Origin of the sequence: Brevibacillus choshinensis (assembly GCF_016811915.1) — a bacterium.
GTDB lineage: Bacteria > Bacillota > Bacilli > Brevibacillales > Brevibacillaceae > Brevibacillus > Brevibacillus choshinensis_A.
Genome location: NZ_CP069127.1, coordinates 4,840,903 through 4,863,075, shown reverse-complemented (window position 1 = coordinate 4,863,075; position 22,173 = coordinate 4,840,903). Strand labels below are relative to the sequence as shown.

Here is a 22,173-nt window from a genome sequence, read left to right as displayed (position 1 = left end):
CAAAAAAATGCCGCGGGACAATGCTCCCAGCGGCGTTTTTTTGATTAGACTCCGAGCAACAGCAAAATGATGGAGGTCAGACTGAAGCACATACTGATGAGACAGAGGAATGCCACGACTTGCTTCGGATTCAGGCCTGTCCGCAGCAAGCGGTAGTGGACCTGGCTGGCGTCTGCCTGATAGATTGGCTTGCCTTGCAGAAAGCGTTTCGTTACGACAAACAGATTATCGAAAATAGGTACGCCGAGAGCCAAGATCGGGATGAACAACGAAAGCACGGTCGCTTGCTTGAAAGCCCCATCCAGGGCAATTACCGCGAGAATGAACCCGAGGAACGTGGCCCCGGCATCGCCCATAAAAATTTTGGCCGGAGGTTTGTTGTAACGCAGGTAAGCAAGCGCGACACCGATCAAGCTGATCGCCATGACGGCTGAGGTGCTCTGACCCTTTGCCACCGCGACGACGAACAAGGTGCCGGCTGAGATGGCAGAAAGCCCGCCGGCAAGACCGTCCATCCCATCGGAGAAATTGATGACGGTGGTCACGCCGAAGATCCAGAGAATCGTCAAAATGAATTGAAGCCAAACAGGAAGCAATATGTATTCACCGCTCAACGGGTTGTAAAAGCCGGTGAAGCTGATGCCGGACAGGTAGACGATCACTGCCGCGGATATTTGCACGAGCATTTTGGGCAGCGCCGAGAAATCCTTCCCTTGCGTCTTGTACCAGTCGTCGATGGTGCCAATCACCAAAAGCAGGGCGGAGCCGGCCAAAACAGCCATAGTCTGTACGGTAGACTCTTTCGAAAAGAGCAGGAAAGAAACAGCAAATCCGATGAAAATCGCATAGCTGGCAGTCAGAGGAATGGGCTCCCGATGGATTTTGCGCTCCACATCCTTGCGGGGCTTGTCCACAAAATCAAACCGAAAAGCCAGCTTCCCCAAAGGCGGGATCAACACCAGCACGATACAAAACGACAGCAGAAACGATAGAGCGTATGTAATCGTAACCATCTCCTACACGTGATAGAGCGTTGCTTTTCCACATGTTCATTATAGGGAGTATTCCAAAATTTGTCGACTCTTGCAAGGGAAGGGGAGGTACCAGAAAAATTTGGTACTTATTCGCATGGCGTAATAAAAATATAATCCCTTCAGAGGAGGGATACAGATGGAATACATGGCCGTTTGGTTTTTGCTCGGCATTATTTATTTGGTTACATGGACGACCAAGAGCTTTCCGCTGTGGCTCAAGATGATCGTTACCGTCTATTACATCGCAGTCTCTTACTTCTTTATCCAGAGAAAAGAAGAGATCTATCGACAATTTCACACGCTGCCTGTACCAGAGGTATTCTGGGATACAAACAGTGAATGGGTGGCATTCATGAGCGGATTTTACTTCCTGCCGTTTTTGCTGATTCTCCTGTACAACTACTTTCGTTGGTTCATCCAAACAAGCGGGACAGCAAAAAAAGTAGGGGTGGCGCTCAGCTTGATCCCGGCTGGCTTTGTTTTCTTCTGCTTGCTGTTCATTTTCTCCATGTATGGATATCGTCCTTGATTACAGCAGTCGCATTTCCATCACGAAGAACAGAACGCCGTTTTTTTCAAACGGCTCTTCGGTCGTTTTCCGCAAGCCGAAACGCTCGTAAAATCCTGCCTTGTTCGCCCGGGCATTGCACCAGATGCGGGTGGCCCCCAGGCTTGCTGCCTCGAGCAGGACGTGGTGCAGCAAGAGGCTGCCGTAGCCTTTCCCTTGCTCGCTAGGCAAGGTGGCGAATTTTCGGAACTGGGCATCCGTGCCGTTGACGAAAAGAGAAAGAACGCTGATCAGCTCATCTCTCTCATAGAGACCGAAATGAATGCCGTCGTCGTCCTCCTTCATTTGCACGAAGGAAGGGTCTTTGTCTGGCCACAGGACTAGATGGCGAAGCTCCCAGGTATCTTCTTTTGAAATCTGTTTGATCATGACGAGTCAGCCTCCGCTCGCTTGTTTGTTGATGTCAAGTAATCTGACATTTATATTTTCTTTTCGACGCTCCTCTCGTATAGTAGGAGAAGAACCATACTTATTTTCCCAAATCGCGAAGGGGAGTGTCGATATGTCAACCGAACTGGTTTTGGAGCAAATCACGGAGCTGGACACAGAAGACGCAAACGGACTGACGCAATTACTGGTAGATGTCGTAGGGGCTGGGGCCTCGATCGGCTTTTTGCCTCCACTCGATTCTCATGTGGCGCGGGTGTACTGGTCGACTGTTCTGGGAGATCATGTGAGAGTATGGATAGCGCGCCAGGACGGCCGCGTTGTCGGCAGTGTCCAATTGCATCTTTGCGCCAAGCAAAACGGGATGCATCGAGCGGAAATCGCCAAGCTGATGGTACATCCCTCCCAGCAGCGAAAAGGGATCGGCCGGTCTCTGATGCTCCTCGCCGAGAAGGCAGCCATGCAGGAAAAACGAACTCTGCTGGTGCTCGATACGCGGGAAGGCGATCCATCCAATCAGCTGTATCAATCGCTGGGCTTCATCGAGGCGGGACGGATTCCGAATTATGCCGAGTCGGCAAATGGCGGGCTGGACACATCTATCTTTTACTATAAAGGAATAGGGCCTGAAAAGGAGGGGCAAAATGAAGGCTGCTGATGAGCAGTCTTTTTCTTTGGGAATTGACAAACCGACTGCCGGTTTGTATAGTGGGAATAGAGAGATGTCGTTCTGAAACAGGAGGAGCTATGCAATCCATTCATCAAAATCCGAGCTTTCAGCTGCTGTTATCCATAACGGAAGAATTAATCGAGGAAAAAGGCTGTCACCAAACGACCTTGCAGGATATCATCAAGCGCTCGGGGCTGTCCAAGGGTGCGATCTACCACTACGTCAAAAGCAAGGATGAGCTGCTGGGACTGCTTTTGCAAAAGCGCTTGGAACGTATTGGCACTCAATTTTACGAAAAGGTGCATCAGGGGGAGAAAAACTTGCACTCTCCGCTCGCTGCCATATCCGACGGCTTGCGTCACATCCACGATCCGAAAGATGTGACCAATCTCATTTTCATTTACTTGCTGAGCAAAAAAGATGACCCGACGATTGGGCAAATGCTGAGCGCCATTTATGAGCGCAGTGTTCATAATTCGCAGGAGTGGATCGAGCTGGGGCAAAAAAGCGGCGTGATCCCAGGCAGCCTCGATGCAGCGAAAACAGCAGCTCTGTTTACCATCCTGACTTACGGAATTCGCGTACAAACCGTTGTGTCTCCTGAAATCAAGACGCTGGGAGCAGAAGATGTGTTTGAGATCATGTACCAGACGCTGTCAAAAGGATAAAAAGAAAGGGTGAAGGTCCTATGTTCTTTTTCTCACTCTTCAAGGTACTGCACATCATCGCTGGTTTTACCGCACTCGCTGTGTTTTGGATACCCGTGGTGACGAAAAAGGGAGGCAAGGCGCACATCCGGGTAGGCTGGCTGTACGTCGGGGCGATGGCTGTCGTGGCGATCTCCGCGCTGTTCATGGGAATCTGGAGGATTGGCTTTGACCCAGAGGGGACTGTCGAATCGGCCGCTTTCGCCTGGTTCCTGATCTTTATCGCCATCCTCAGCTCGGCAACTGCCTGGTACGGAGTGCGGGTGCTTCGCTTCAAGAATCGCAAGGCGGCGCATCGCCAGTGGGTGGATTTGTTTTTCCCCGCGTTGATGCTTGTCTCCGGCATCTGCATCTCGATCTATGGGGCAGTCATTGGCTTTTCGCTCATCACGTGGTTCCCTTTGATCGGGATTATGCTGGGGGCTTCGCAGCTGCTGTACTGGCTCCGGCCTCCTGCGCGGAACATGCATTGGTGGATGGAGCATCTGGGAGGCATGCTGGGCTGCTGCATCGCTACGATTACCGCTTTCACCGTATTTGGAGCTCCGCGCCTGCTGGGGGTAAGCTCGGTGCATCCGGTCGTATGGTTCGTCCCTACGATTGTACTGGTTCCCGTGATTGTCGGATTCTCCGTTTATTACCAAAGGAAATTCAAGCGAACCAAGCATATGTAGGCAATCGATTTAGCCGTCTGGGCAGCCAGGCGGCTTTTTGCATGGGAATCGCGGACAGCCGCTCAATCTTGGCAGGGACGTTCGGCGCTGAGGGAGAAGCACCTATAGAGTGCTGTATTCTAAACGGAGGATCAGGGGAATAAACGATAAGGGGAAGGGGAGGGTACAATGATCATTCGCAGGCTGGTGCTGCAGACGAGCATGCTGATGGAGATGAAAAGCTTCTATACAAAAGTCCTGCTTTGTCCGCTGCGAGAGGAAAAGGCGGATTCATTCACAGTGGCAGTGGGGGAAACACTGCTGACGTTTCAGGGAATAGCGGGGCATAAGCCTTTTTACCACTTTGCCTTTGGAATCAGTGAGCATGCTTTTGACGGGTGCTTTCGACGGCTAAAAGAACAGGGGTGCATCCTCGTGAACGCTGCCGGCATCGAGGTAGACACCTCCTACATCTGGAAGGGGAAACAGCTGTATTTTGAAGATCCGGAGGGAAACATCGGGGAAGTTCTCGCCTTTTCCGGGGTGTCTGACGCGAAGTGGCTGTCGGTCCAGGAGATGGGGCTTCCTGTCGGGGATGTTTCAGAGGCTGCGACTCTTTTGGCATCTATTCCAAATGAGTACGCGCAAGAGTCGGATTCCTTTCATTTTTACGGTGATCCACAAGGCGTTTTCGTGCTGGTGAGAGAACAGCGGCCATGGTACCCGACCGATCGCGGGGCAACGATCCATCCTGTACTGATTGAGGTAGAGGGGGCTGCGGGCGATGTCCTGCAGCTACCCGGACTCCCCTATCAAATCATCCGTTAGTGGGACTGTCACCGACTCCTCCCGCTGTAATACCGTTTTTAAGCGGACGAAACAAAAGACGTGACGTCGGATCGCACGCATGCGATTCGTCCAGTCACGTCTTCTTTTTGGTTGAGCACGATTCCCTCGGCGGTAGAGTGCTTACGAAACCTCGCTCTTTCTCGAGGAGAGGTCAGGCCCCGGGGACAGCTCCCACGCTTCCGCATTTTCGAGTCCGGCGATGCTGTCCTGATAAAACACCGGATCTTTGCCGGCCTTTTTCTGCGCCACGTAATCCTGCAGGGCAGCAAAGGCGACTCTGGACAAAAGGAAGATGGCAATCAGGTTGACGATAACCATGAAGCCCATGAACAAATCAGCCAAATCCCACACCAGCTGGACCTTTGCCACGGCTCCGAACAAGACCATGCCGATCACACTGACTCGGTAAAGCAGGAGCCATGCTTTGTTCGTCTTCAAAAATTCGATATTGGTTTCGCCGTAGTAGTAGTTTCCGATCAGCGTACTGAAGGCGAACAAAAAGACCATGATGGCCAGGAAGGCGGAAGCCCACGGGCCGATGTGAGTGCTGAGGGCTGCCTGGGACAGCTCGATGCCGCTCAGACCCGGCTGCTTGTACGCATCCGACAGCAAAATGATGAAGGCCGTGCTCGTACAAATGACCAACGTGTCGGTCAGTACGCCAAAGGCTTGGATCAGACCTTGCTTGACAGGGTGGCTGGTGGTAGCCGTAGCGGCAGCATTCGGCGCGCTCCCCATCCCTGCTTCATTGGAGAAGAGCCCGCGTTTGACACCGTGCAAGATTGCCGCTCCGAGCGTTCCGCCTGCGAACTGATCAAAGCCAAATGCATTTTTCACAATGAGGGAGAGGACTTCCGGCATTTTCCCGAGGTTCATCAGGATGATGACCAGAGCCATGCCGATGTACAAAACGGCCAAGACCATGACGATATACTCGGACATTTTGGCAATGCGCTTCACGCCGCCGAAGATAATGATGGCAAACACGATCGCCATGAGGATGCCGACGGTCCATCGCTCTGTTCCAAACGAGTTTTCGAAAGCGATCGTAATCGTATTGGACTGAACTGCATTAAAGACGAGACCGAAGGATAGGGTGATCAAAACGGCAAACAGCGCACCCATCCACCGTTTTTTCAAGCCTTTTTCCATGTAGTAGGCAGGGCCGCCGCGGAAGCCGTCTTTATCCTTGACCTTGTAAATTTGAGCCAGCGTACTCTCCACAAAGCTGGAAGCCGACCCGATGATGGCCATGACCCACATCCAGAAAACGGAGCCCGGTCCCCCCAGTGCAACGGCGATTGCGATCCCCGTAATATTCCCGGTGCCTACGCGGGCAGCCATGCTGATACAGAACGCCTGGAAGGGGGATATCCCATCCTTTGGACCTGTTTTTCCTTCTTTAATGGCCTCCACCATATCCTTGAGCATGCGAATTTGCAAGAATCTGCCCTTGTACGTGAAAACCAAACCGACAATCACAAGCATGATGATGAGGACATTCGACCACAAAAAGTCATTCACAGAACCGATCAAATCTTGTAGTAGTTGCTGCATCATGTCACCTCGTATCCATAATGTTGATGAATAATTGCTGATATCCCATTCCCTGCTGGCAGGCTTCAGAATCGAAAGCGCTTCCACTCATTCTGTAGCACACTTACCTACACACTATCACCCAACCTACAAAATCAAACAGAAAGTCACAAAATATGCTTGGGAATTATATAAATATTTTTTCTACGCTTGTTCTTCCTATGAGTTTTAGATAAGAATAGTAGGGATGAAAGGATATCGGTCTGGGAAGGAAACGGGGATGTGGAAGGATTGAAATTCAGTTCGATTGCAAAAAAAGATATCTATATCCTTGCACTCATGCTGGTCATGGTCCCCTTGGCGGGGGAATTGAAGTTCTATCCTGTCAATGAGACATTCCGGATCAGCTTTGGAGCACCTACCTTTTTCTTTTTTCTGCTGCTGTTTCAAAATACCCCTGCTGTAGTACCGGGCTTTTTGACAGGGGCCACCGTGGTAGGATTTCGGATTCTGCTGGACTTTTTGACAATAGCGCCGCTCGACTTCTTTTCCTCCATAGAGGCTCATTACTCCAGCTTTTTCTTTTATTTCACATACTCGCTCTTGTTTACTTTGATGAAAATGGGACGGTTTCAGAACCGGACGCTGCTTACCGCCTGTATCGGGATGTTCATCGAAGTGCTTGCTGACCTGGTGGAATTGTTTGTGCAGCAATGGGTCTTCCAAACGATGATCACGTGGGCGGCTCTCCAGGAAATGCTGGTCATCGCGCTTTCCCACAGCTTTATCGTCCTGAGCTTTTTGAACATGATGAAGCTCTACGAAGCGCAATCGCGGGAAAGGCAGACGAGACTGCAAAATGAGCATATGCTGATGCTCATCTCGAACTTGTACGAGGAATCCATCCATCTCAAAAAAACGCTGCAAAATGCGGAAAACATCACAGTCAAATCCTTTGATTTATACCAGGAGCTGCAGGAGCTGCGCCAAACTACTCCTGCCATTTCCGATGAAGTAGCCAGGCAGGCACTGATCATTTCCGGGGAAGTCCATGAGATCAAAAAAGACAACCAGCGCGTGTTTGCAGGTCTGCTCAAGCTCATTTCCGAAGAGAGCATGACTGATTACATGGACATTCATCAGCTCGTGGCAATCATTTTTCGATCGAACCAGAAGTACGCGGGTCTGCTGGGGAAGGACATTCGTTTTGACAGCACAATCAGAGGTAGTCATCCGCCTTATCATGTGTTCACGGTGCTTTCGCTCATCAACAACATCGTGGCCAATGCGGTAGAGGCAATTGCGGGTGAGGGCACCATTTCAATAGAGATCGATCGGGAAGGGGATTGGGCAAACATTCGAATCAGTGACGACGGTCCCGGAGTCTCTCCCCGACGGAAAAAAATGATCTTCAAGCCTGGCTTCACGACAAAGTACGATCGTTCCGGCAATCCATCTACGGGAATCGGTCTCTCTTATGTGAAAGAAATGGTGGGGCTTCTCCATGGCGATATTTCTGTCCACGATGGCGAGAGTCGTGGGACGATTTTTCAGATTCGCTTGCGGGTCGAACATATCATGCAGAAAGAGTGATGCTTTCATGCTGTTTTATATCGTGGATGATGATGAGGCTGTCCGGCTGATGCTGACTGAAATCATCGAGGACGAGGATTTGGGAGAGGTCGTGGGGGAAGCTGCGGACGGCTCTCATTTGGATGGACAAGTGCTGACCATGCGGAATGTGGATATCTTGCTGATCGATTTGCTCATGCCATCACAGGACGGGATTGAGACTATACGGAAGATCAGGCCGACCTTCAAGGGAAAGATCATCATGATCTCGCAAGTGGAGTCCAAAGAGCTGATCGCACAGGCTTACTCGCTTGGCAGTGAATACTACGTCCAGAAGCCCGTCAACAAAATCGAGGTCGTAACGGTCATATCGAAAGTAATGGAAAAAATTCGCCTGGAGAAATCCATTCAGGACATCCACAAAACCTTACATGCGGTGATCCAGAATGATCCGTCGCCAAGCGGTCAAAAGTCCGTTTTGCCTGCCAAACAAATTCGAGAGGCTGGCCAATTTCTCTTGTCGGAGCTTGGTATCTCAGGTGACATCGGGAGTCATGATCTTTTGGATATCTTGGATTATCTCGATCAGTTCGAACACGAGCATACCTTCAAAAACGGCTTTCCTGCCTTGAAGGAGGTTTTTGGGGGCGTCGCACTGGCGAGGCTGGGAGAACGCGCGGATGAGCAGCAGCTGGGGAAATTGGCCAAAGCCTCCGAGCAGCGAGTGCGACGGGCGATTTATCAATCCTTGAACCACTTGGCATCGCTGGGACTGGCGGATGTATCGAATTGGAAGTTTGAAAAGTACGCGTCCCAATTCTTTGATTTCACCACGGTGTGGAAGCGAATGGGGGAGCTGAAGGACCGCATGCCGCAGTCGGGCTCGGCCATTCGGATTCACATGAAGAAATTTATTCAGGTTTTTTACGCAGAAGCAAAGCGGATTCATTTGGAAGGGTAATCCGAAATGATTTACTCAGAAGACCGGAGGCCCCGAAATCACTGATCGTGACATGAACGGCATACGAAATGGGGACTGTGCAAAATGTACGGTCCCAATCTGTTTTCACCTTTTCCCATGTGCGCGGGTACTCGATTCGCAAGCGATTCCCAAAGCCTGCGACGTCCGCCTTGAACTGTTTTTGCATTTTGTTCGTTACGTTCCTCACCAGTTGCTGCACTTCGGCTTCCGTCGTCTGCTCCACCCGTTTGAGAAAGCCTTGATCAAAAGGATCTCCGCTCGTCACCCATTTTTCGGATAGGCGTCCCTCTGACTTGATCGTTACCTCAAAGGAAATCCTGTCCTTTTCCACTTTTGGCGTTATGGTGCTGTCCATGGTTTTGATTTCATAGACAAGAAGCTGGCCTGTCTTTTTGTCAAGGCTCTTGAGCACGCCTCCTTTTCCCTTGCCGGTTATCCACGTCAAGCCCTCCAGATCGTGCTCATCCAGGAAGCCTCCCCATCTTTTGGTCACTCCATTGATCACGGCAGCACCCGCGAATTTCACCTCTTTTTCCGCTGAAACCAGATTTTGCAAAAGAAAGCTCGAGCCAGAGTTCATGTGGGTTGCTAATCGGGCAAGCGACACGGGATGGATCAGCCTGTCGGTTCTATTCTCGTTATCCGTGATTCCGAGTAGATGCAGCGCCGGCAGCTCCCCTTGCTTTTTGGATTCGAGTGCATCCATCGCTTTGTCCTTGCTGATGAAGATCAGACAGCTTGGGCGAATCTCATTATCACGCAAATATTGATCCAGCAAATGATCCAGGCGATAGGACTGGGCTAGGGCTTCGCTGATCACGATGACCTTTAGATGCGGGCTGTAGATCGGGCCATCCTGTCGCAAAGCGAACTCCCGGGTGATCTGGTGAAGGGAATCGCCCGTTTCGGAAACATTCAAATAGGCTTTCTGCTGCGGGCCAGTAGAAGTGCCCTCCTTCCCTGTCGCTTTTGGATTGATGAATTGGTAGGTCAGCGTGATTTTGTCGCTCTTCGGGTAGGCTCCTCCTCTTTTCTCCAGCTCTTGCTCGACGGGGGACGGATGGGCGACATCCAGGGACAGGCCGACGCCGACCCCCATTTTATCAATGTCTTTGCTGCTCCAGCATGCTGTCAGAGAAGCGAGCAGAAAGGCAGATAGAAGGGTCAGGAGCAATCGTTTACGGCGATGATGTGGCGTCAATGCGCTTCACCCTCCAACGGGAGATGATCAAGAGGCACAGCGGCAGACCTCCAAATAGAATCAGGGAGGCGTTGCCGACCATATCTCCAAGGGCAAATACTTGACCCAGATCCTTTGGAGTCATGGCTATGAGGTAGAGGAGAGGGAGCAGTCCGTACAGGAACGGTCGGATCTTCTTGCCGAATAGCTGGGAAAGCCCGAAAGAGGCTGCATAGTAAGCGATGCAAAAGGTAGAAAAAATCTGCATGATCCACAGCACCAGCAATAACGATTCAAACCTCTCAAACAAAATCCCTGTCATCTCAAAGCTCCGAATGAGGTCGATGGTCGGCCATGTCCGAGTGACGACGCCATCGATGGAAAAGGCTCCGACCACCATGACGACTGTGATCAGATAAAAAACCAATGGAATGCTGATTCCTACAAGCACAGCCTTTGTGGCTTTGCTAGGTGTGTCCATGAAAGCGCAGAGGATTAGCATGATTTCAAAACCCGAATAAGAAAGAGCGGTCGTTCTTAAACCCGCGAACACTGGCTGAATCCCCATTCCCAGTACGGGGCGCAAGTAATCGATCTCAAAAATTTTCAAGCTTAAAAGGGAGACTAGCAAAAAAAACAGGACGGTGATCGGCAAGATGATCTCAAACATGCGGGCGATCGGCTGCATACCGCCTGTGACCAGATACAAAGAGACCCACAGGAATGCCATGATGATCGCCCATTCCGGTGTTCCCTCCAGCAAGTAAAAAGAAGTGACTTCCGCCATGTAGCGGACTTGAAGGGCAGAAGTCATGATGAAGTACCCGATGATCAGGAACCCGCAAGCTATACCCAGCCACTTTCCCACTATTTCCTGACTGTACTGGTAAAATGTCGTCTGCGGGAAGCGCTGGCTCAGCTTCACGATAATGACCCCCGCGAGCATAGCGAAAAATCCTGCGAGGATGACGGTGATCCACACATCTGGCGTATGCACTTTTTCCACAGAGGTCCGGGGCAGTGTAAGAATGCCCGATCCCAAGATGAAATTGATGACAATCACCGCTGCCTGCGAGGTAGTCAGCCGATTTTTCTCATTGTCTATCAATGGGGCTCCCTCCTTGCGATCGTCTAGCTTTTACGTACAGGATCTTTGGGATGAAGCATGCCGGGGCGACGCTTCATCATGTGCAGGGGCAAACGGAAAAATAGATCTTTCCAATCCCTCAGACGGTAAGGGACAGCCGGGCTGACGTAGGGAACTCCAAAGCTTTCCAGCCGGACCAGATGACTGCACAGCAGCAAAAAAAATAAAATCAGCCCGTACAGTCCAAAAATGGCGGCTGAGAACATGGCCAAAAAGCGGAGAATCCGCAGCGTGATACCCAAATTGTACGAGGGGATGGCAAAAGACGATATGGCGGTGACCGCGACGACAATCACCATGATGGGGCTCACGATTCCAGCCTGCACAGCGGCTTGACCAATGATCAATCCGCCGACGATTCCCATGGCGGGACCGATCGGCTTGGGCAGACGCAAGCCGGCCTCCCTCAGAATTTCAATGGAGATTTCCATGATCAGGGCTTCCAGCAGAGCAGGGAACGGCACGCTTTGTCTTGATTCGATGATGGAGATGACTAGCTCAGTAGGGATCAGTCCTTGATGAAACGAGATAAAGGAAATGTACAGAGCGGGTATCAGCACCGAAGCAAATGCGGTAAAGAATCGTAAAAGCCGGATAAACGTACCGGGGATCCAGCGTTCATAGTAATCTTCCGGAGATTGCAGCAGCATGGTGAACGTGACGGGAGCAATCAGGGCAAATGGCGTTCCGTCCAGCAAAATCGCCACCCGTCCATCCAAGAGCGCACTTATGACACGGTCAGGACGCTCCGTACTCTGCACTTGCGGGAAAGGGCTGAGGAAGTTGTCTTCTATCAATTGTTCGACATAGCCGGACTCTGCCAAGTAGTCCAAGTCGATCCTGTATATTCTGCTTTTTACTTCCTCGACAAGGGTGGGATTGGCAATATCACCCATGTAGGCTATGACCAGCTCTTTTTTTACCCGCGATCCTACCTGGAACTTGAGCAAGATCAAGTCTCCATTTTCACCGTGCTGCCGCAGGAGGGCGGTATTGTCGCTGATCGATTCGGTAAAGCCGACGCGGGGACCCCTGACCAAAGCCTCCGAGACCGGTTCTTCTATCGTTCTGCTCTTTCTTGTCACGGTGTCCAAGAGATAAACGGCTGCTCTGCCTTCTATCCACAACGCAGTGTAGCCTGCCAACACTTTTGGCTTCCAGACCTTCCAATCGTTCGTTTCCATTCCATCATGGAAGGATAGCACCTGATTGGTTATCTCATCGCTGGAAACAGCAGTGCTTTCAAAGGAAGGCACCTCGTCCTCATCCTTTAGCAGGAGCTGGCGAAGGTGTTGATCGATGAGAGTGCGATCTGACACGCCTGTCGCATAGATCATGGCTCCGCGAACGGCTGTGTGCCCAAAGGAAAACTTGCGGATACGGACATCTGCATGCTGCCCAAGCTCTTGCCGGACGAGCTCCAGATCATGTTGGTAATCGCCAGTGAACATGCGGGAAGACAAAGGAGTGGAGGCTGAACGATCCGGATGATGAGAATGGGTTCCCACCAAGCTTCTGCGAAATGTCCACCTTCTCATTTACATCACTCTTCCAAGGAAGTATGGATCCATTTGATAAACCGTGTAATCAGATAAGGGACAAGAATGACGATGAAGGCTTGCACAAACACGGTCCAGTCTGGAAGGACGGAAAGAGCTGCTTTCCACAAGTTCCTCATCCTCTCCCTATTCAATACTTGCCTCCATTATCGTCTGTAGGGAAAAGGGTTATACCAATGGTTTGCGAATCCGGAAATCACTCGTGAAAAATCACAGAGTCGGGCCAAAAAGCTCGGCTTTTTATTTTTCCAAAAAAGATTTGAAATGTTTAGATAATTGGATATAATTAAAACAAAAAACAACTAAAAAACGGGAAAACAAACTAATTTGTGTGGAATTAGTGTTGTGTAAACCGGAAGTGCAGGTGGAGTGGGAGACTCGTGCAGGTAAATGGGGAGGGGTAAAGATGAAAAAATGGTATGGCTCCATCTTTGCAGGCGTATTGCTTCTAGCAGCACTCACAGGTTGTGGGCAGTCTTCCAATCCGGCTTCTGGCGGCAAGGGCGCATCTGAACTGACCGTGTATACGGCTCTGGAGGATGATCAGCTCAAGGCATATGTCGGTGCCTTTAACAAGGCTCATCCCGAAATCAAACTGAATATCGTCAGGGACTCCACAGGAGTCATCATTGCCAAGCTGATTGCAGAAAAGGACAACCCGCAGGCTGACGTCGTCTGGGGCACAGCGGCGACAGAACTGCTCGGGGCTGAAGCACAAGGCGTCTTGGAAGGCTATTCTCCCAAAGGCATTGAGCGCATCGTACCCGAGTTCAAGGATTCCAAGGATCCGGCACACTGGGTAGGCATCGACGCTTTCGAGACGGCTTTTGTGGTCAATACCAAGGAGCTGGAGAAGCGCAATCTGCCGATCCCGAAGTCGTACGCTGACCTGATCAAGCCCGAGTATAAAGGGATGATCGTCATGCCGAATCCATCCTCGTCCGGTACCGGCTTCTTCACCGTCTCGGCATGGCTGCAGCTGCAGGGTGATACCGCAGCATGGAGCTACATGGACAAACTGCACGAGAATGTCGCGCTGTACACGCACTCGGGCTCCAAGCCAGCGAAAATGGCTGCATCAGGGGAGTACCCGATCGGCATTTCCTTCGGCTACCGGGGGATCACGGAAAAGAAAAAGGGAGCTCCGCTCGAAATCGTGTTTCCAGAGGAGGGAGCGGGCTGGGACGTAGAAGCGAACGCCCTTGTGAAAAAAGCGCAAATCAAGCCGGAAGCCAAAGCGTTCCTCGATTGGGCAATCTCGGATGAAGCGATGGCGGAGTACAACAAAAACTTCGCAATCATTACATTGCAAAGCGCGGGCGGCGGCATTCCGGAAGGCTACACCAAGGAACCGAAATCTCAGCTGATCAAAAACGACCTGAATCAGGCGGCTGCGAATCGAGCGAAGATTTTGGCCGAGTGGGATAAGCGCTACAGCACAAAGAGCGAGCCCAAGCAGTAAGGGATGACTCGAAGCCCTAGCAAAAGGAAGAAGGGAGGAGCCGTATGACAAAGCCATATCTCAGCATACAAGGGATACGAAAAACCTTTGGCAAGTTTGTTGCGCTCACATCGATTGATATCGATATCCAAAAAAATGAATTCATATGCCTGCTTGGCCCGAGCGGTTGCGGGAAGACGACGCTGCTCCGCATTTTGGCGGGGCTGGAGCAGCCCACGAGCGGCCGCATACTGGTAGCAGATCGCGATATTACGACTCTCCCGCCTGCCAAACGAAACTTCGGGATGATGTTCCAATCCTATGCCCTCTTTCCCAACCTGACGGCAGCGCAAAACATTGCCTACGGACTGCAGTCGAAAAAATGGTCCAGGAAAGACATCGAGGATAAGGTGAGGGAAGTGTTGGTGCTGATCGATTTGGAGCACATCCGCGACAAGTACCCGTCCCAACTCTCTGGCGGGCAGCAGCAGCGGGTAGCTTTGGCCCGTGCGATTGCACTGTCCCCCGATTTCCTCCTGCTGGATGAACCGCTGTCTGCGCTGGATGCTAAAGTGCGGCTAAAGCTGCGAAGGGAACTTCGGAGCCTGCATGAGAAGATCGGCATCACCACGATCATGGTGACGCACGACCAGGATGAAGCCTTGACGATGGCGGACCGGATCGTGGTGATGAACAATGCGGAGGTCGTCCAGATGGGCACTCCGCAGGAGGTGTACGAGCGGCCCAACAGCCCGTTTGTCGCTGACTTCGTAGGCGCGATCAACTTCCTGGAGGAGTCGGTTTTTCGCGGCGGGGCCGTCATTTCGGACAGACTCTTTGCCATCAGGCCGGAAAACATCCACTTGATGGATCCCGCAGCAGAGTACAGCCTCCAGGCGATCGTTCAGGATTTGGAATTTCGCGGTTCGTTTTACCGCGTCACCCTGCAGCTGGTCAATCAACAGAACGGATTGCTCCCGCAGCTGGTCACGATTGATCTCGGTGTCAATCAGGCGCATAGGATGGGGCTTTCCCGCGACAAGCCGGTCGCTTTTGAGCTGCCGATGGAAAATCTGATTTCGTTTGATCAGGCAGCCGTGACGAAGAAGACGGGGAGTGGTTAAGCCGATGAGCACACGAACCGTTCGTCAGAAAATGGGCAGGGATGAGTGGCTGCAAAAGGTACTCATCAGCGGAATCGTCATCGTGCTTTTCATCAGCGTACTGATGCCGCTCGGGGATTTGTTCAGCAGAGCTTTTATCAATGAAAGCGGCCAATTCATCGGCCTTGCCAACTTCGTCAAATATTTTGCCACTCCGGCTCTCGTACAGTCCTTCAGCAACACGATGTACGTCTCGGGAGTGACCACTCTCTTGTCGGTCGCACTGGCGTTCTTGTACGCATTCGCCCTGACCCGCACAGACATGAGAGGAAAGGTATTTTTCCGTTACGTCGCTTTGCTGCCGCTGTTTGCCCCTACGATGATGCATGGGATTGCGCTCACTTACTTGTTTGGCAACCAAGGCATTTTGACCACAGGGTTTTTCGGTGCATGGCCGGGTTTCGAGATGGAGCTGTACGGACCGCTCGGAATCATCCTGTCGGAAATCATCTACACCTTTCCGCAGGCATACTTGATCATGGCGGTGTCACTCGCGTTTGCCGATTACAATCTGTACGAAGCAGCCGAGACGATGGGGGCAGGGAAGCTGCGCAAGTTTCTCACCGTCACGCTGCCAAACGTCAAGTATGGTCTGATCAGCGCCATCTTCGTCTGTTTCACTCTCAGCTTTACGGATTTCGGAGCACCCAAGGTCGTTGGCGGACAATTCAACGTACTGGCTACCGATATCTACAAGCAAGTGATCGGTCAGCAAAACACGACCATGGGCGCGACGGTCGGCATGATCCTGATTCTCCCGGCGATTCTGGCTTTCATCGTGGATCGGATCGTGGAGCGCAAGCAAAACTCATCTGTCTCCGCGAAATCGACGCCGTACAAAATTATGCCGCAGCGTAGACGAGACACCGCTTTCTTCATCTATTGCTCCCTGATTACCGCATCGATCTTTATCATGCTGGGAACGGTGATCTTCGCTTCGCTGGTCAAGGTCTGGCCGTACGATTTGACCATGACCACTGCGCACTATGACTTTTCCAAGGTGGCAGGTGAAGGGCTGCAGCCGTTCTGGAACAGCTTGCTGGTTTCCTTTTACAGCGCGATAGCAGGAACGGTCATCACCTTCATCAATGCCTACTTGATAGAAAAGACTCGCTTCATGAAGGGGCTTCGGCAGGTCGGATACTTCCTTTCCATTTTGCCGCTGGCCTTGCCAGGCTTGGTGATCGGACTCGCCTACATCTTTTTCTTCAACCATCCGGACAATCCGCTGAACTGGATGTACGGCTCGATCCTGATTCTGGTGTTGGCCAACCTCATTCACTTTTACGCCGTACCGTTCATCTCGGCAACGACCGCGCTGAAAAAGCTGGACAAAGAATTCGAGCTCGCATCCGAATCGATGGGTGTTCCGTTCTACGTCACGTTTTGGCGGGTGACGGTGCCGATGTCACTGCCAGCCATCCTGGAGAATGCCGTCTACTACTTCATCAACTCGATGGTAACCATCTCCGCCGTCGTCTTCCTTTACTCGGCCGATTTCAAATTGGCATCCGTCTCCATCGTCAACATGGATGATGCAGGAGACGTGGCCCCGGCGGCTGCCATGTCCGTACTGATCGTCCTGACCAACGTCCTGGTGCGGATCATCTACGAAATCGGGACGAAGAAATGGCGAGAGAAGACAGGGGCTTGGCAAAAAAGATAAAGGTGGGGAGTGCAATGATTCAAGCAGTGATCTTTGACTGGGCCGGAACAACCGTTGACTATGGATGCTTCGCGCCCCTCGATGTCTTTTTGGAGGTATTTAAAAAGCGGGGTATCGAGGTCACCCACGAGGAAGCGCGCGAACCGATGGGGATGCTCAAATGGGATCACATCGACACCATGCTGAAGATGGATCGCATCGCGAATGTATGGAAAGACAAATTTGGCAGGCTCCCTGAGAAGAAAGACGTGGATATGCTTTATGCGGATTTCGAGCCGATGCTCTTCTCCATCCTGAGGAACTACACGACACCCATCCCCGGTGTGCTGGAGCTGGTGGGGAGGCTGCGGCAAGCCGGAATCAAAATCGGATCGACCACCGGGTACACGGCGGAAATGATGGCGGTCGTGGCTCCGGAAGCCAAAAAGAAAGGGTATGCGCCTGATTCGATGGTCACCCCGAGCGAGATGCCGGCTGGACGCCCCTTTCCGTGGATGTGCTACCAAAATGCCATCAATCTGGATGTCCACCCGATGAAGCACATCATCAAGGTGGGAGATACAACCAGCGATATTAAGGAAGCGGTGGCAGCCGGTGCGTGGGCAGTGGGGGTGGTCAAAGGTAGCAGCGAGCTCGGGATGACCGAGCGGCAGGTGCAGGAGTGCGATCCTGATGTGCTGTATGACAAGATTGAAGCGGTAACCAAGCGTTTCAAGGCTGTCGGTGCCGATTATGTCATTGAATCCATCGGAGAACTGGATACATTGATTCCCAAAATCAACCTGCGCCTGGCGCAAAAGGAGAGATAACGATGAAACTCACCCAATTGCCTGATAACCCGTACCTCTTGTTGACTCCGGGACCGCTCTCGACTTCCAAGGGTGTAAAAGCAGCCATGCTGCGCGATTGGTGCACGTGGGACAACGAGTACAACGATCTGGTTCAGGTGATTCGCCGCAAGCTGGTGGGCTTGGCCGGTGCAAGCCACGATGACTACACGGCGGTGCTCATGCAGGGCAGCGGCACTTTTTCCGTGGAAGCGGTCGTAGGCTCAGTGGTACCTGCAGACGGAAAGCTCGTCGTGCTGACCAACGGCGCGTATGGCAATCGTCTGGCTCAAATGGCGCAGGTGCTGGGCATCGATACACTGGTGCTCGACTTCGGGGAGGTTTCTCCTGCAGAGGCGGGAAAACTGCGGGAGACACTGGAGCGAGATCCGCAAGTCACGCACGTCGCTGTCGTCCATTGCGAAACCACTACCGGCATGCTCAACCCGATCGCGGAAATCGCAGAGGTGGCAAAAGAGTATGGCAAGGTACTGATCGTCGATGCGATGAGCAGCTTTGGCGGGATTACGATCGATGTGGCTGGTCTCGGGATCGACTATTTGATCAGCAGCGCCAACAAATGCATTCAAGGTGTGCCCGGCTTTGGATTTGTATTGGCCAAGACGGAAGAGCTGAAAAAATGCAAAGGCCAGGCAAGATCGCTCTCGCTGGACTTGTACGATCAATGGGAGACGATGGAAAAGTACAATGGCAAGTGGCGTTACACTTCTCCGACACACGTGGTGCGGGCTTTCTATCAGGCTCTGATCGAGCTGGAGGAGGAAGGCGGCGTAGAAAAACGTCAGGTGCGCTACCGCGAGAATCAGCGTACGTTGGTCGATGGAATGGAGCGGCTCGGCTTTTCGACACCGCTGACCCGTGAGTGGCAGTCGCCCATCATCACCTCCTTTTACTTCCCTGAGAACCCAGCCTTTACGTTTGCAGCGTTTTATGAGCGTTTGAAAAAAGAAGGCTTCGTCATTTATCCGGGCAAAATCTCTGTGGCAGATACCTTCAGGATCGGAAACATCGGAGAGGTCTACCCGCATGATATGAAGCGACTCGTGCAAGCTGTGGAACAAAATATGTTCTGGTAGCTGCCTATGTCTCTCGCAGGCGAAGAGCGTAAAGACCTCATCATCGATATGCTCAACTATGCAGGCAAAGTCAGAACAAGTGAGCTCGTGGAAAAATTGCAAGTGTCCTCAGAAACGATACGACGCTATCTGGAGGAGCTCGAACAGGATAAGAGGCTCAAACGTGTTTACGGCGGAGCGATCAAGGTACAGTTCGACCGCGAGGAGCCCTCGCATCTGATGCGGGAAGTGGCCTTTGCGGACGAGAAAAAACGCATCGCCAGAACAGCAGCGAATCTCGTGCAGGACAACGAAGTCGTCTTGATTGACGATGGAACGACGACGATGCACATGCTTCCTTATTTGCTCAGCCGCAAGAATCTATGCTTTATCACCATTTCGGTGCCGGCGCTGAATCTATTGATGGACTATCAGAACAAAGGGCTATTCAGTGGAGAGGTGTACTTCATCGGCGGGAAAATGCAGTCGAAGCATTTTCGCTCAGTAGGTACCCTCGCTGAAAAAATGATGCAGGATTTTTTCGTCGACAAGTCCTTTCTCTCGATCGACGGGATTGCGGCTCATTACGGAATCTCCAGCTATGACGCGGAGAAAGCCATGCTCGCCAAACGGTTCATCGAGAATGCAAAGGAGACGATCGTGCTAACGGATCACTCCAAGATAGGGATCAGCACGTTTTACAAGATTGCCGATCTGAGAGAAACGGATGTCGTCGTCAGCGACGTGGCTTCCCCGAAAGAATGGGAGAGCGAGCTGGGAGCAAAAGGCGTGAATTGGATAGTGGCAGAGTAAACACAGGGGCATCAGGAAGCCCTCTATTTTTCGCATAAAGTCACAACCAAAATCAATTAAAAAAACTTAAGTGCAACTTATTAATCCTGATATTTCTTGTTTTCATGAAAGCCGGAGAAAGGTGGAACCAACATGCTCGAAAATGGCTACGCCTTGGGAATGATCGAGACGCTAGGATTCCCTGCACTCGTCGCCGCTACGGATGCGGCTGCCAAAGCAGCGGATGTCCGCTGCGTGACGTACCAGGGGGCCGATGCGGGAATCGTCACGATATACATTGTCGGAGATGTTGCTTCTGTGACGGCGGCCGTCTCTGTGGGAGAGGCAGAGGCCAGAAGGATAGGACAGCTTCTCCACTCCCGCGTCATCCCGCGGCCAGAGCGAAGTGTGATGCAAATGATACTGCAGCAGCTGGAAAAAGAAAAAGCCAAACAGGCGCCAAAGGCGGCAAGCAAGCCGAAAAGCAGCAACCCGGCTGCGACTGCGCAAACAGGCAAGGAGGAATAGACATGGGTGACGCATTGGGCATGGTGGAAACGAAGGGCTTGATCGGAGCGGTGGAAGCTGCGGATGCGATGGTCAAGGCTGCGAATGTCAAGCTGATCGGAAAGGTGCACGTAGGTGGTGGTCTGGTGACGGTCATGGTTCGAGGGGATGTCGGAGCGGTGAAGGCTTCGACAGACTCTGGGGCAGCGGCGGCAGAAAAGGTGGGAGAGCTCGTCTCTGTCCATGTCATACCGCGCCCGCATGCGGATATCGAGCTGATCCTGCCCAAACTCGAGCAATCGTGAAACCAACTTCCGAACAAATGGCAAGAATCGTAAACGGCTGAGAAGAGGTGACGGTATATCGTGATGCTAGATGTAGATTTGCAATCAGTCCAGGAAGTTCGCCAATGCTTGGCTGGGGCTAAAGCAGCCCAAAAGCAGCTGCAAGTCCTGTCGCAAAGTCAGATCGATCAGATTGTACAAAGCATGGCCGAAGCCGCTCGTGCTGAAGCGGGACGATTGGCCGCACTGGCGGTAGAGGAAACCGGCTACGGACGAGTGGCGGATAAGACCGTGAAGAATTTGTTTGCTGCAAATGATGTCTACCAATCGATCAAAGACAAGAAAACGGTCGGGATCATCCGGCGTGATGAGCAAAAACGGGTGTGGGAGATCGCGCAGCCGGTAGGGGTCATCGCTGGGATCGTCCCTTCCACCAATCCTACCTCCACGGTGATCTTCAAGGCGCTGATCTCCGTAAAGGCAGGCAACGCCATTGTGTTCAGTCCCCATCCACATGCAGGCAAATGCACGAAGGAGGCGGCAGCCGTCATGCAGGCTGCGGCGGAGCGCGCCGGTGCTCCCGCCGGGCTGATCACTTGCCTTACGGTTCCTACGCTGGCTGCTTCCCAAGAGCTGATGAAGCACAGCAGTACGGATGTCATCCTCGCGACTGGCGGGACGGCGATGGTAAAAGCCGCATACAGCTCAGGCAAGCCTGCATACGGCGTAGGGCCAGGAAATGTTCCTGTCTATATCCACGCAAGTGCGGATATTGCCTCGGCCATCCGCCAAACGATTCAGAGCAAGACATTCGATTTCGGAACCATTTGCGCTTCGGAGCAGGCGTTGGTCGTGGACAAATCGATCAAGCGCAAGGTCGTAGCCGAGCTGAAACAGCAAGGGGCCTATTTCCTCGATGACCACGAGAAAAAGCGGGTGGCAGGCATCATCTTGATAGGGGGAGGGCTCAATCCGGCCATCGTAGGAAAGTCACCGCAAGCAATCGCGGAGCTGGCAGGCATTCTGGTTCCGGAAGATGCCAAGCTGCTGATAGCCGAAGAGAGCGAAATCGGCCTGGATCATCCGTTTTCCATCGAAAAGCTCGCCCCCATCCTCACCCTTTACACAGCGAGCGACATGGCAGAGGCGAGCCGTATCTGCACGAGCTTGCTTGCGCTGGGGGGGCTCGGTCATACCATCGGAATGCATGGCCAGGATACGCAGGCGATCGAGCGGTTCGTAGTGGATAAACCGGCCTCGAGGATCGTGGTGAACACGGGTACAACCTTCGGCGGAATCGGTGCTACGACCGGTATCGTGCCGTCTCTGACACTGGGGTGCGGCTCGCATGGCAACAATGTGACCTCGGACAACATCGGACCTGAGCATCTTTTCAATATCAACCGTGTGGCTTTTGGATTGCGTGAAATGGAGCTGGGAAATCCAACGGCGGCAGCACCTGCCTCAAGTCCCGCAGCAGCGCAGCCCGCGATCAGCAGAGATGAAATCGCAGCAATCATCAAGAGTGTATTGCTGGAATTACAATCTACCAATCGGTAAGGAGGCATAAAGA

23 protein-coding genes are annotated in these 22,173 nt (G+C 52.2%); 16 read left to right on the top strand and 7 right to left on the bottom strand.

All coding sequences use genetic code 11. From position 1 onward, the window contains the following. Nucleotides 1-44: 44 nt before the first annotated feature. On the bottom strand, nt 45-1,013 hold the full coding sequence (locus tag JNE38_RS24345; RefSeq protein WP_203353677.1) for an MraY family glycosyltransferase: 969 nt from the start codon (nt 1,011-1,013) through the stop codon (nt 45-47). A 157-nt stretch (nt 1,014-1,170) separates the two neighbouring features. Between JNE38_RS24345 and JNE38_RS24340 the strand changes: the two genes are divergently transcribed. Further along, a complete protein-coding gene (locus tag JNE38_RS24340) occupies nt 1,171-1,563 on the top strand; it encodes a hypothetical protein (protein WP_203353676.1) in 393 nt (130 codons plus the stop codon). Here JNE38_RS24340 and JNE38_RS24335 read toward each other — a convergent pair whose 3' ends face one another. Beyond that, nucleotides 1,564-1,971, bottom strand: coding sequence for a GNAT family N-acetyltransferase (locus JNE38_RS24335; RefSeq protein ID WP_203353675.1), 408 nt, complete (start codon nt 1,969-1,971; stop codon nt 1,564-1,566). Nucleotides 1,972-2,104: 133 nt separating this feature from the next. Here JNE38_RS24335 and JNE38_RS24330 point away from each other — a divergent pair, with 133 nt between their 5' ends. The 4 genes from JNE38_RS24330 to JNE38_RS24315 all read left to right on the top strand — a co-directional run bounded on the left by JNE38_RS24330 (nt 2,105) and on the right by JNE38_RS24315 (nt 4,847). Continuing rightward, nucleotides 2,105-2,647: a GNAT family N-acetyltransferase gene (locus JNE38_RS24330; protein WP_203353674.1), complete on the top strand. Its 543-nt coding sequence runs from the start codon at nt 2,105-2,107 to the stop codon at nt 2,645-2,647. Nucleotides 2,648-2,736: 89 nt separating this feature from the next. Beyond that, nucleotides 2,737-3,327 carry a TetR/AcrR family transcriptional regulator gene (locus JNE38_RS24325; protein ID WP_203353673.1) on the top strand — a complete coding sequence of 197 codons (591 nt, stop codon included), beginning with the start codon at nt 2,737-2,739 and terminating at the stop codon, nt 3,325-3,327. Between the two features lie 20 nt (nt 3,328-3,347). After that, the gene (locus JNE38_RS24320) at nt 3,348-4,040 is read left to right on the top strand and encodes a DUF2306 domain-containing protein (RefSeq protein WP_203353672.1); all 693 of its coding nucleotides are present in this window, start codon (nt 3,348-3,350) and stop codon (nt 4,038-4,040) included. Between the two features lie 168 nt (nt 4,041-4,208). Continuing rightward, entirely contained in the window at nt 4,209-4,847 is a 639-nt protein-coding gene (locus tag JNE38_RS24315; protein ID WP_203353671.1) for a VOC family protein, read from the top strand. Between the two features lie 141 nt (nt 4,848-4,988). On the opposite strand, the gene JNE38_RS24310 is transcribed toward JNE38_RS24315, so the two are convergent. Continuing rightward, the gene (locus JNE38_RS24310; RefSeq protein WP_203357727.1) at nt 4,989-6,425 is read right to left on the bottom strand and encodes an alanine/glycine:cation symporter family protein; all 1,437 of its coding nucleotides are present in this window, start codon (nt 6,423-6,425) and stop codon (nt 4,989-4,991) included. 318 nt (nt 6,426-6,743) lie between these two features. Here JNE38_RS24310 and JNE38_RS24305 point away from each other — a divergent pair, with 318 nt between their 5' ends. Beyond that, nucleotides 6,744-7,997, top strand: coding sequence for a sensor histidine kinase (locus JNE38_RS24305; RefSeq protein WP_203357726.1), 1,254 nt, complete (start codon nt 6,744-6,746; stop codon nt 7,995-7,997). Between the two features lie 7 nt (nt 7,998-8,004). Next, nucleotides 8,005-8,937, top strand: a complete 933-nt coding sequence (locus JNE38_RS24300) for a response regulator (protein WP_203353670.1) — start codon at nt 8,005-8,007, stop codon at nt 8,935-8,937. Here the strand turns inward: JNE38_RS24300 and JNE38_RS24295 are convergent. From JNE38_RS24295 to JNE38_RS31010, 4 genes are all read right to left on the bottom strand, one after another. Further along, nucleotides 8,888-10,159: a Ger(x)C family spore germination protein gene (locus tag JNE38_RS24295; RefSeq protein ID WP_203353669.1), complete on the bottom strand. Its 1,272-nt coding sequence runs from the start codon at nt 10,157-10,159 to the stop codon at nt 8,888-8,890. The genes JNE38_RS24300 and JNE38_RS24295 overlap by 50 nt on opposite strands. Next, the gene (locus JNE38_RS24290) at nt 10,137-11,246 is read right to left on the bottom strand and encodes a spore germination protein (protein ID WP_203353668.1); all 1,110 of its coding nucleotides are present in this window, start codon (nt 11,244-11,246) and stop codon (nt 10,137-10,139) included. Before JNE38_RS24290 ends, JNE38_RS24295 begins: the two co-directional genes overlap by 23 nt. A gap of 23 nt (nt 11,247-11,269) precedes the next feature. Beyond that, on the bottom strand, nt 11,270-12,736 hold the full coding sequence (locus tag JNE38_RS24285; protein ID WP_238933750.1) for a spore germination protein: 1,467 nt from the start codon (nt 12,734-12,736) through the stop codon (nt 11,270-11,272). A 92-nt stretch (nt 12,737-12,828) separates the two neighbouring features. After that, nucleotides 12,829-12,954, bottom strand: coding sequence for a hypothetical protein (locus JNE38_RS31010; protein WP_275296735.1), 126 nt, complete (start codon nt 12,952-12,954; stop codon nt 12,829-12,831). A 296-nt stretch (nt 12,955-13,250) separates the two neighbouring features. On the opposite strand from JNE38_RS31010, the gene JNE38_RS24280 reads away from it, so the two are divergent. From JNE38_RS24280 to JNE38_RS24240, 9 genes are all read left to right on the top strand, one after another. Continuing rightward, a complete protein-coding gene (locus JNE38_RS24280) occupies nt 13,251-14,306 on the top strand; it encodes a putative 2-aminoethylphosphonate ABC transporter substrate-binding protein (RefSeq protein ID WP_203353666.1) in 1,056 nt (351 codons plus the stop codon). A gap of 44 nt (nt 14,307-14,350) precedes the next feature. Beyond that, complete coding sequence (locus JNE38_RS24275) at nt 14,351-15,409, top strand: putative 2-aminoethylphosphonate ABC transporter ATP-binding protein (protein ID WP_203353665.1); 1,059 nt, start codon at nt 14,351-14,353, stop codon at nt 15,407-15,409. A gap of 4 nt (nt 15,410-15,413) precedes the next feature. Further along, the gene (locus JNE38_RS24270; RefSeq protein ID WP_203353664.1) at nt 15,414-17,114 is read left to right on the top strand and encodes a putative 2-aminoethylphosphonate ABC transporter permease subunit; all 1,701 of its coding nucleotides are present in this window, start codon (nt 15,414-15,416) and stop codon (nt 17,112-17,114) included. Nucleotides 17,115-17,128: 14 nt separating this feature from the next. Continuing rightward, a complete protein-coding gene (gene phnX / locus JNE38_RS24265; protein ID WP_203353663.1) occupies nt 17,129-17,923 on the top strand; it encodes a phosphonoacetaldehyde hydrolase in 795 nt (264 codons plus the stop codon). 2 nt (nt 17,924-17,925) lie between these two features. Further along, nucleotides 17,926-19,038: a 2-aminoethylphosphonate--pyruvate transaminase gene (phnW, locus tag JNE38_RS24260; RefSeq protein ID WP_203353662.1), complete on the top strand. Its 1,113-nt coding sequence runs from the start codon at nt 17,926-17,928 to the stop codon at nt 19,036-19,038. Nucleotides 19,039-19,044: 6 nt separating this feature from the next. Next, nucleotides 19,045-19,830, top strand: a complete 786-nt coding sequence (locus tag JNE38_RS24255; RefSeq protein ID WP_203353661.1) for a DeoR/GlpR family DNA-binding transcription regulator — start codon at nt 19,045-19,047, stop codon at nt 19,828-19,830. A gap of 132 nt (nt 19,831-19,962) precedes the next feature. Further along, a complete protein-coding gene (locus tag JNE38_RS24250) occupies nt 19,963-20,337 on the top strand; it encodes a BMC domain-containing protein (protein ID WP_203353660.1) in 375 nt (124 codons plus the stop codon). A 2-nt stretch (nt 20,338-20,339) separates the two neighbouring features. Beyond that, complete coding sequence (locus JNE38_RS24245; protein WP_203353659.1) at nt 20,340-20,621, top strand: BMC domain-containing protein; 282 nt, start codon at nt 20,340-20,342, stop codon at nt 20,619-20,621. Nucleotides 20,622-20,681: 60 nt separating this feature from the next. Further along, nucleotides 20,682-22,160: an acetaldehyde dehydrogenase (acetylating) gene (locus JNE38_RS24240; protein WP_203353658.1), complete on the top strand. Its 1,479-nt coding sequence runs from the start codon at nt 20,682-20,684 to the stop codon at nt 22,158-22,160. The last annotated feature ends 13 nt before the right edge of the window (nt 22,161-22,173 follow it).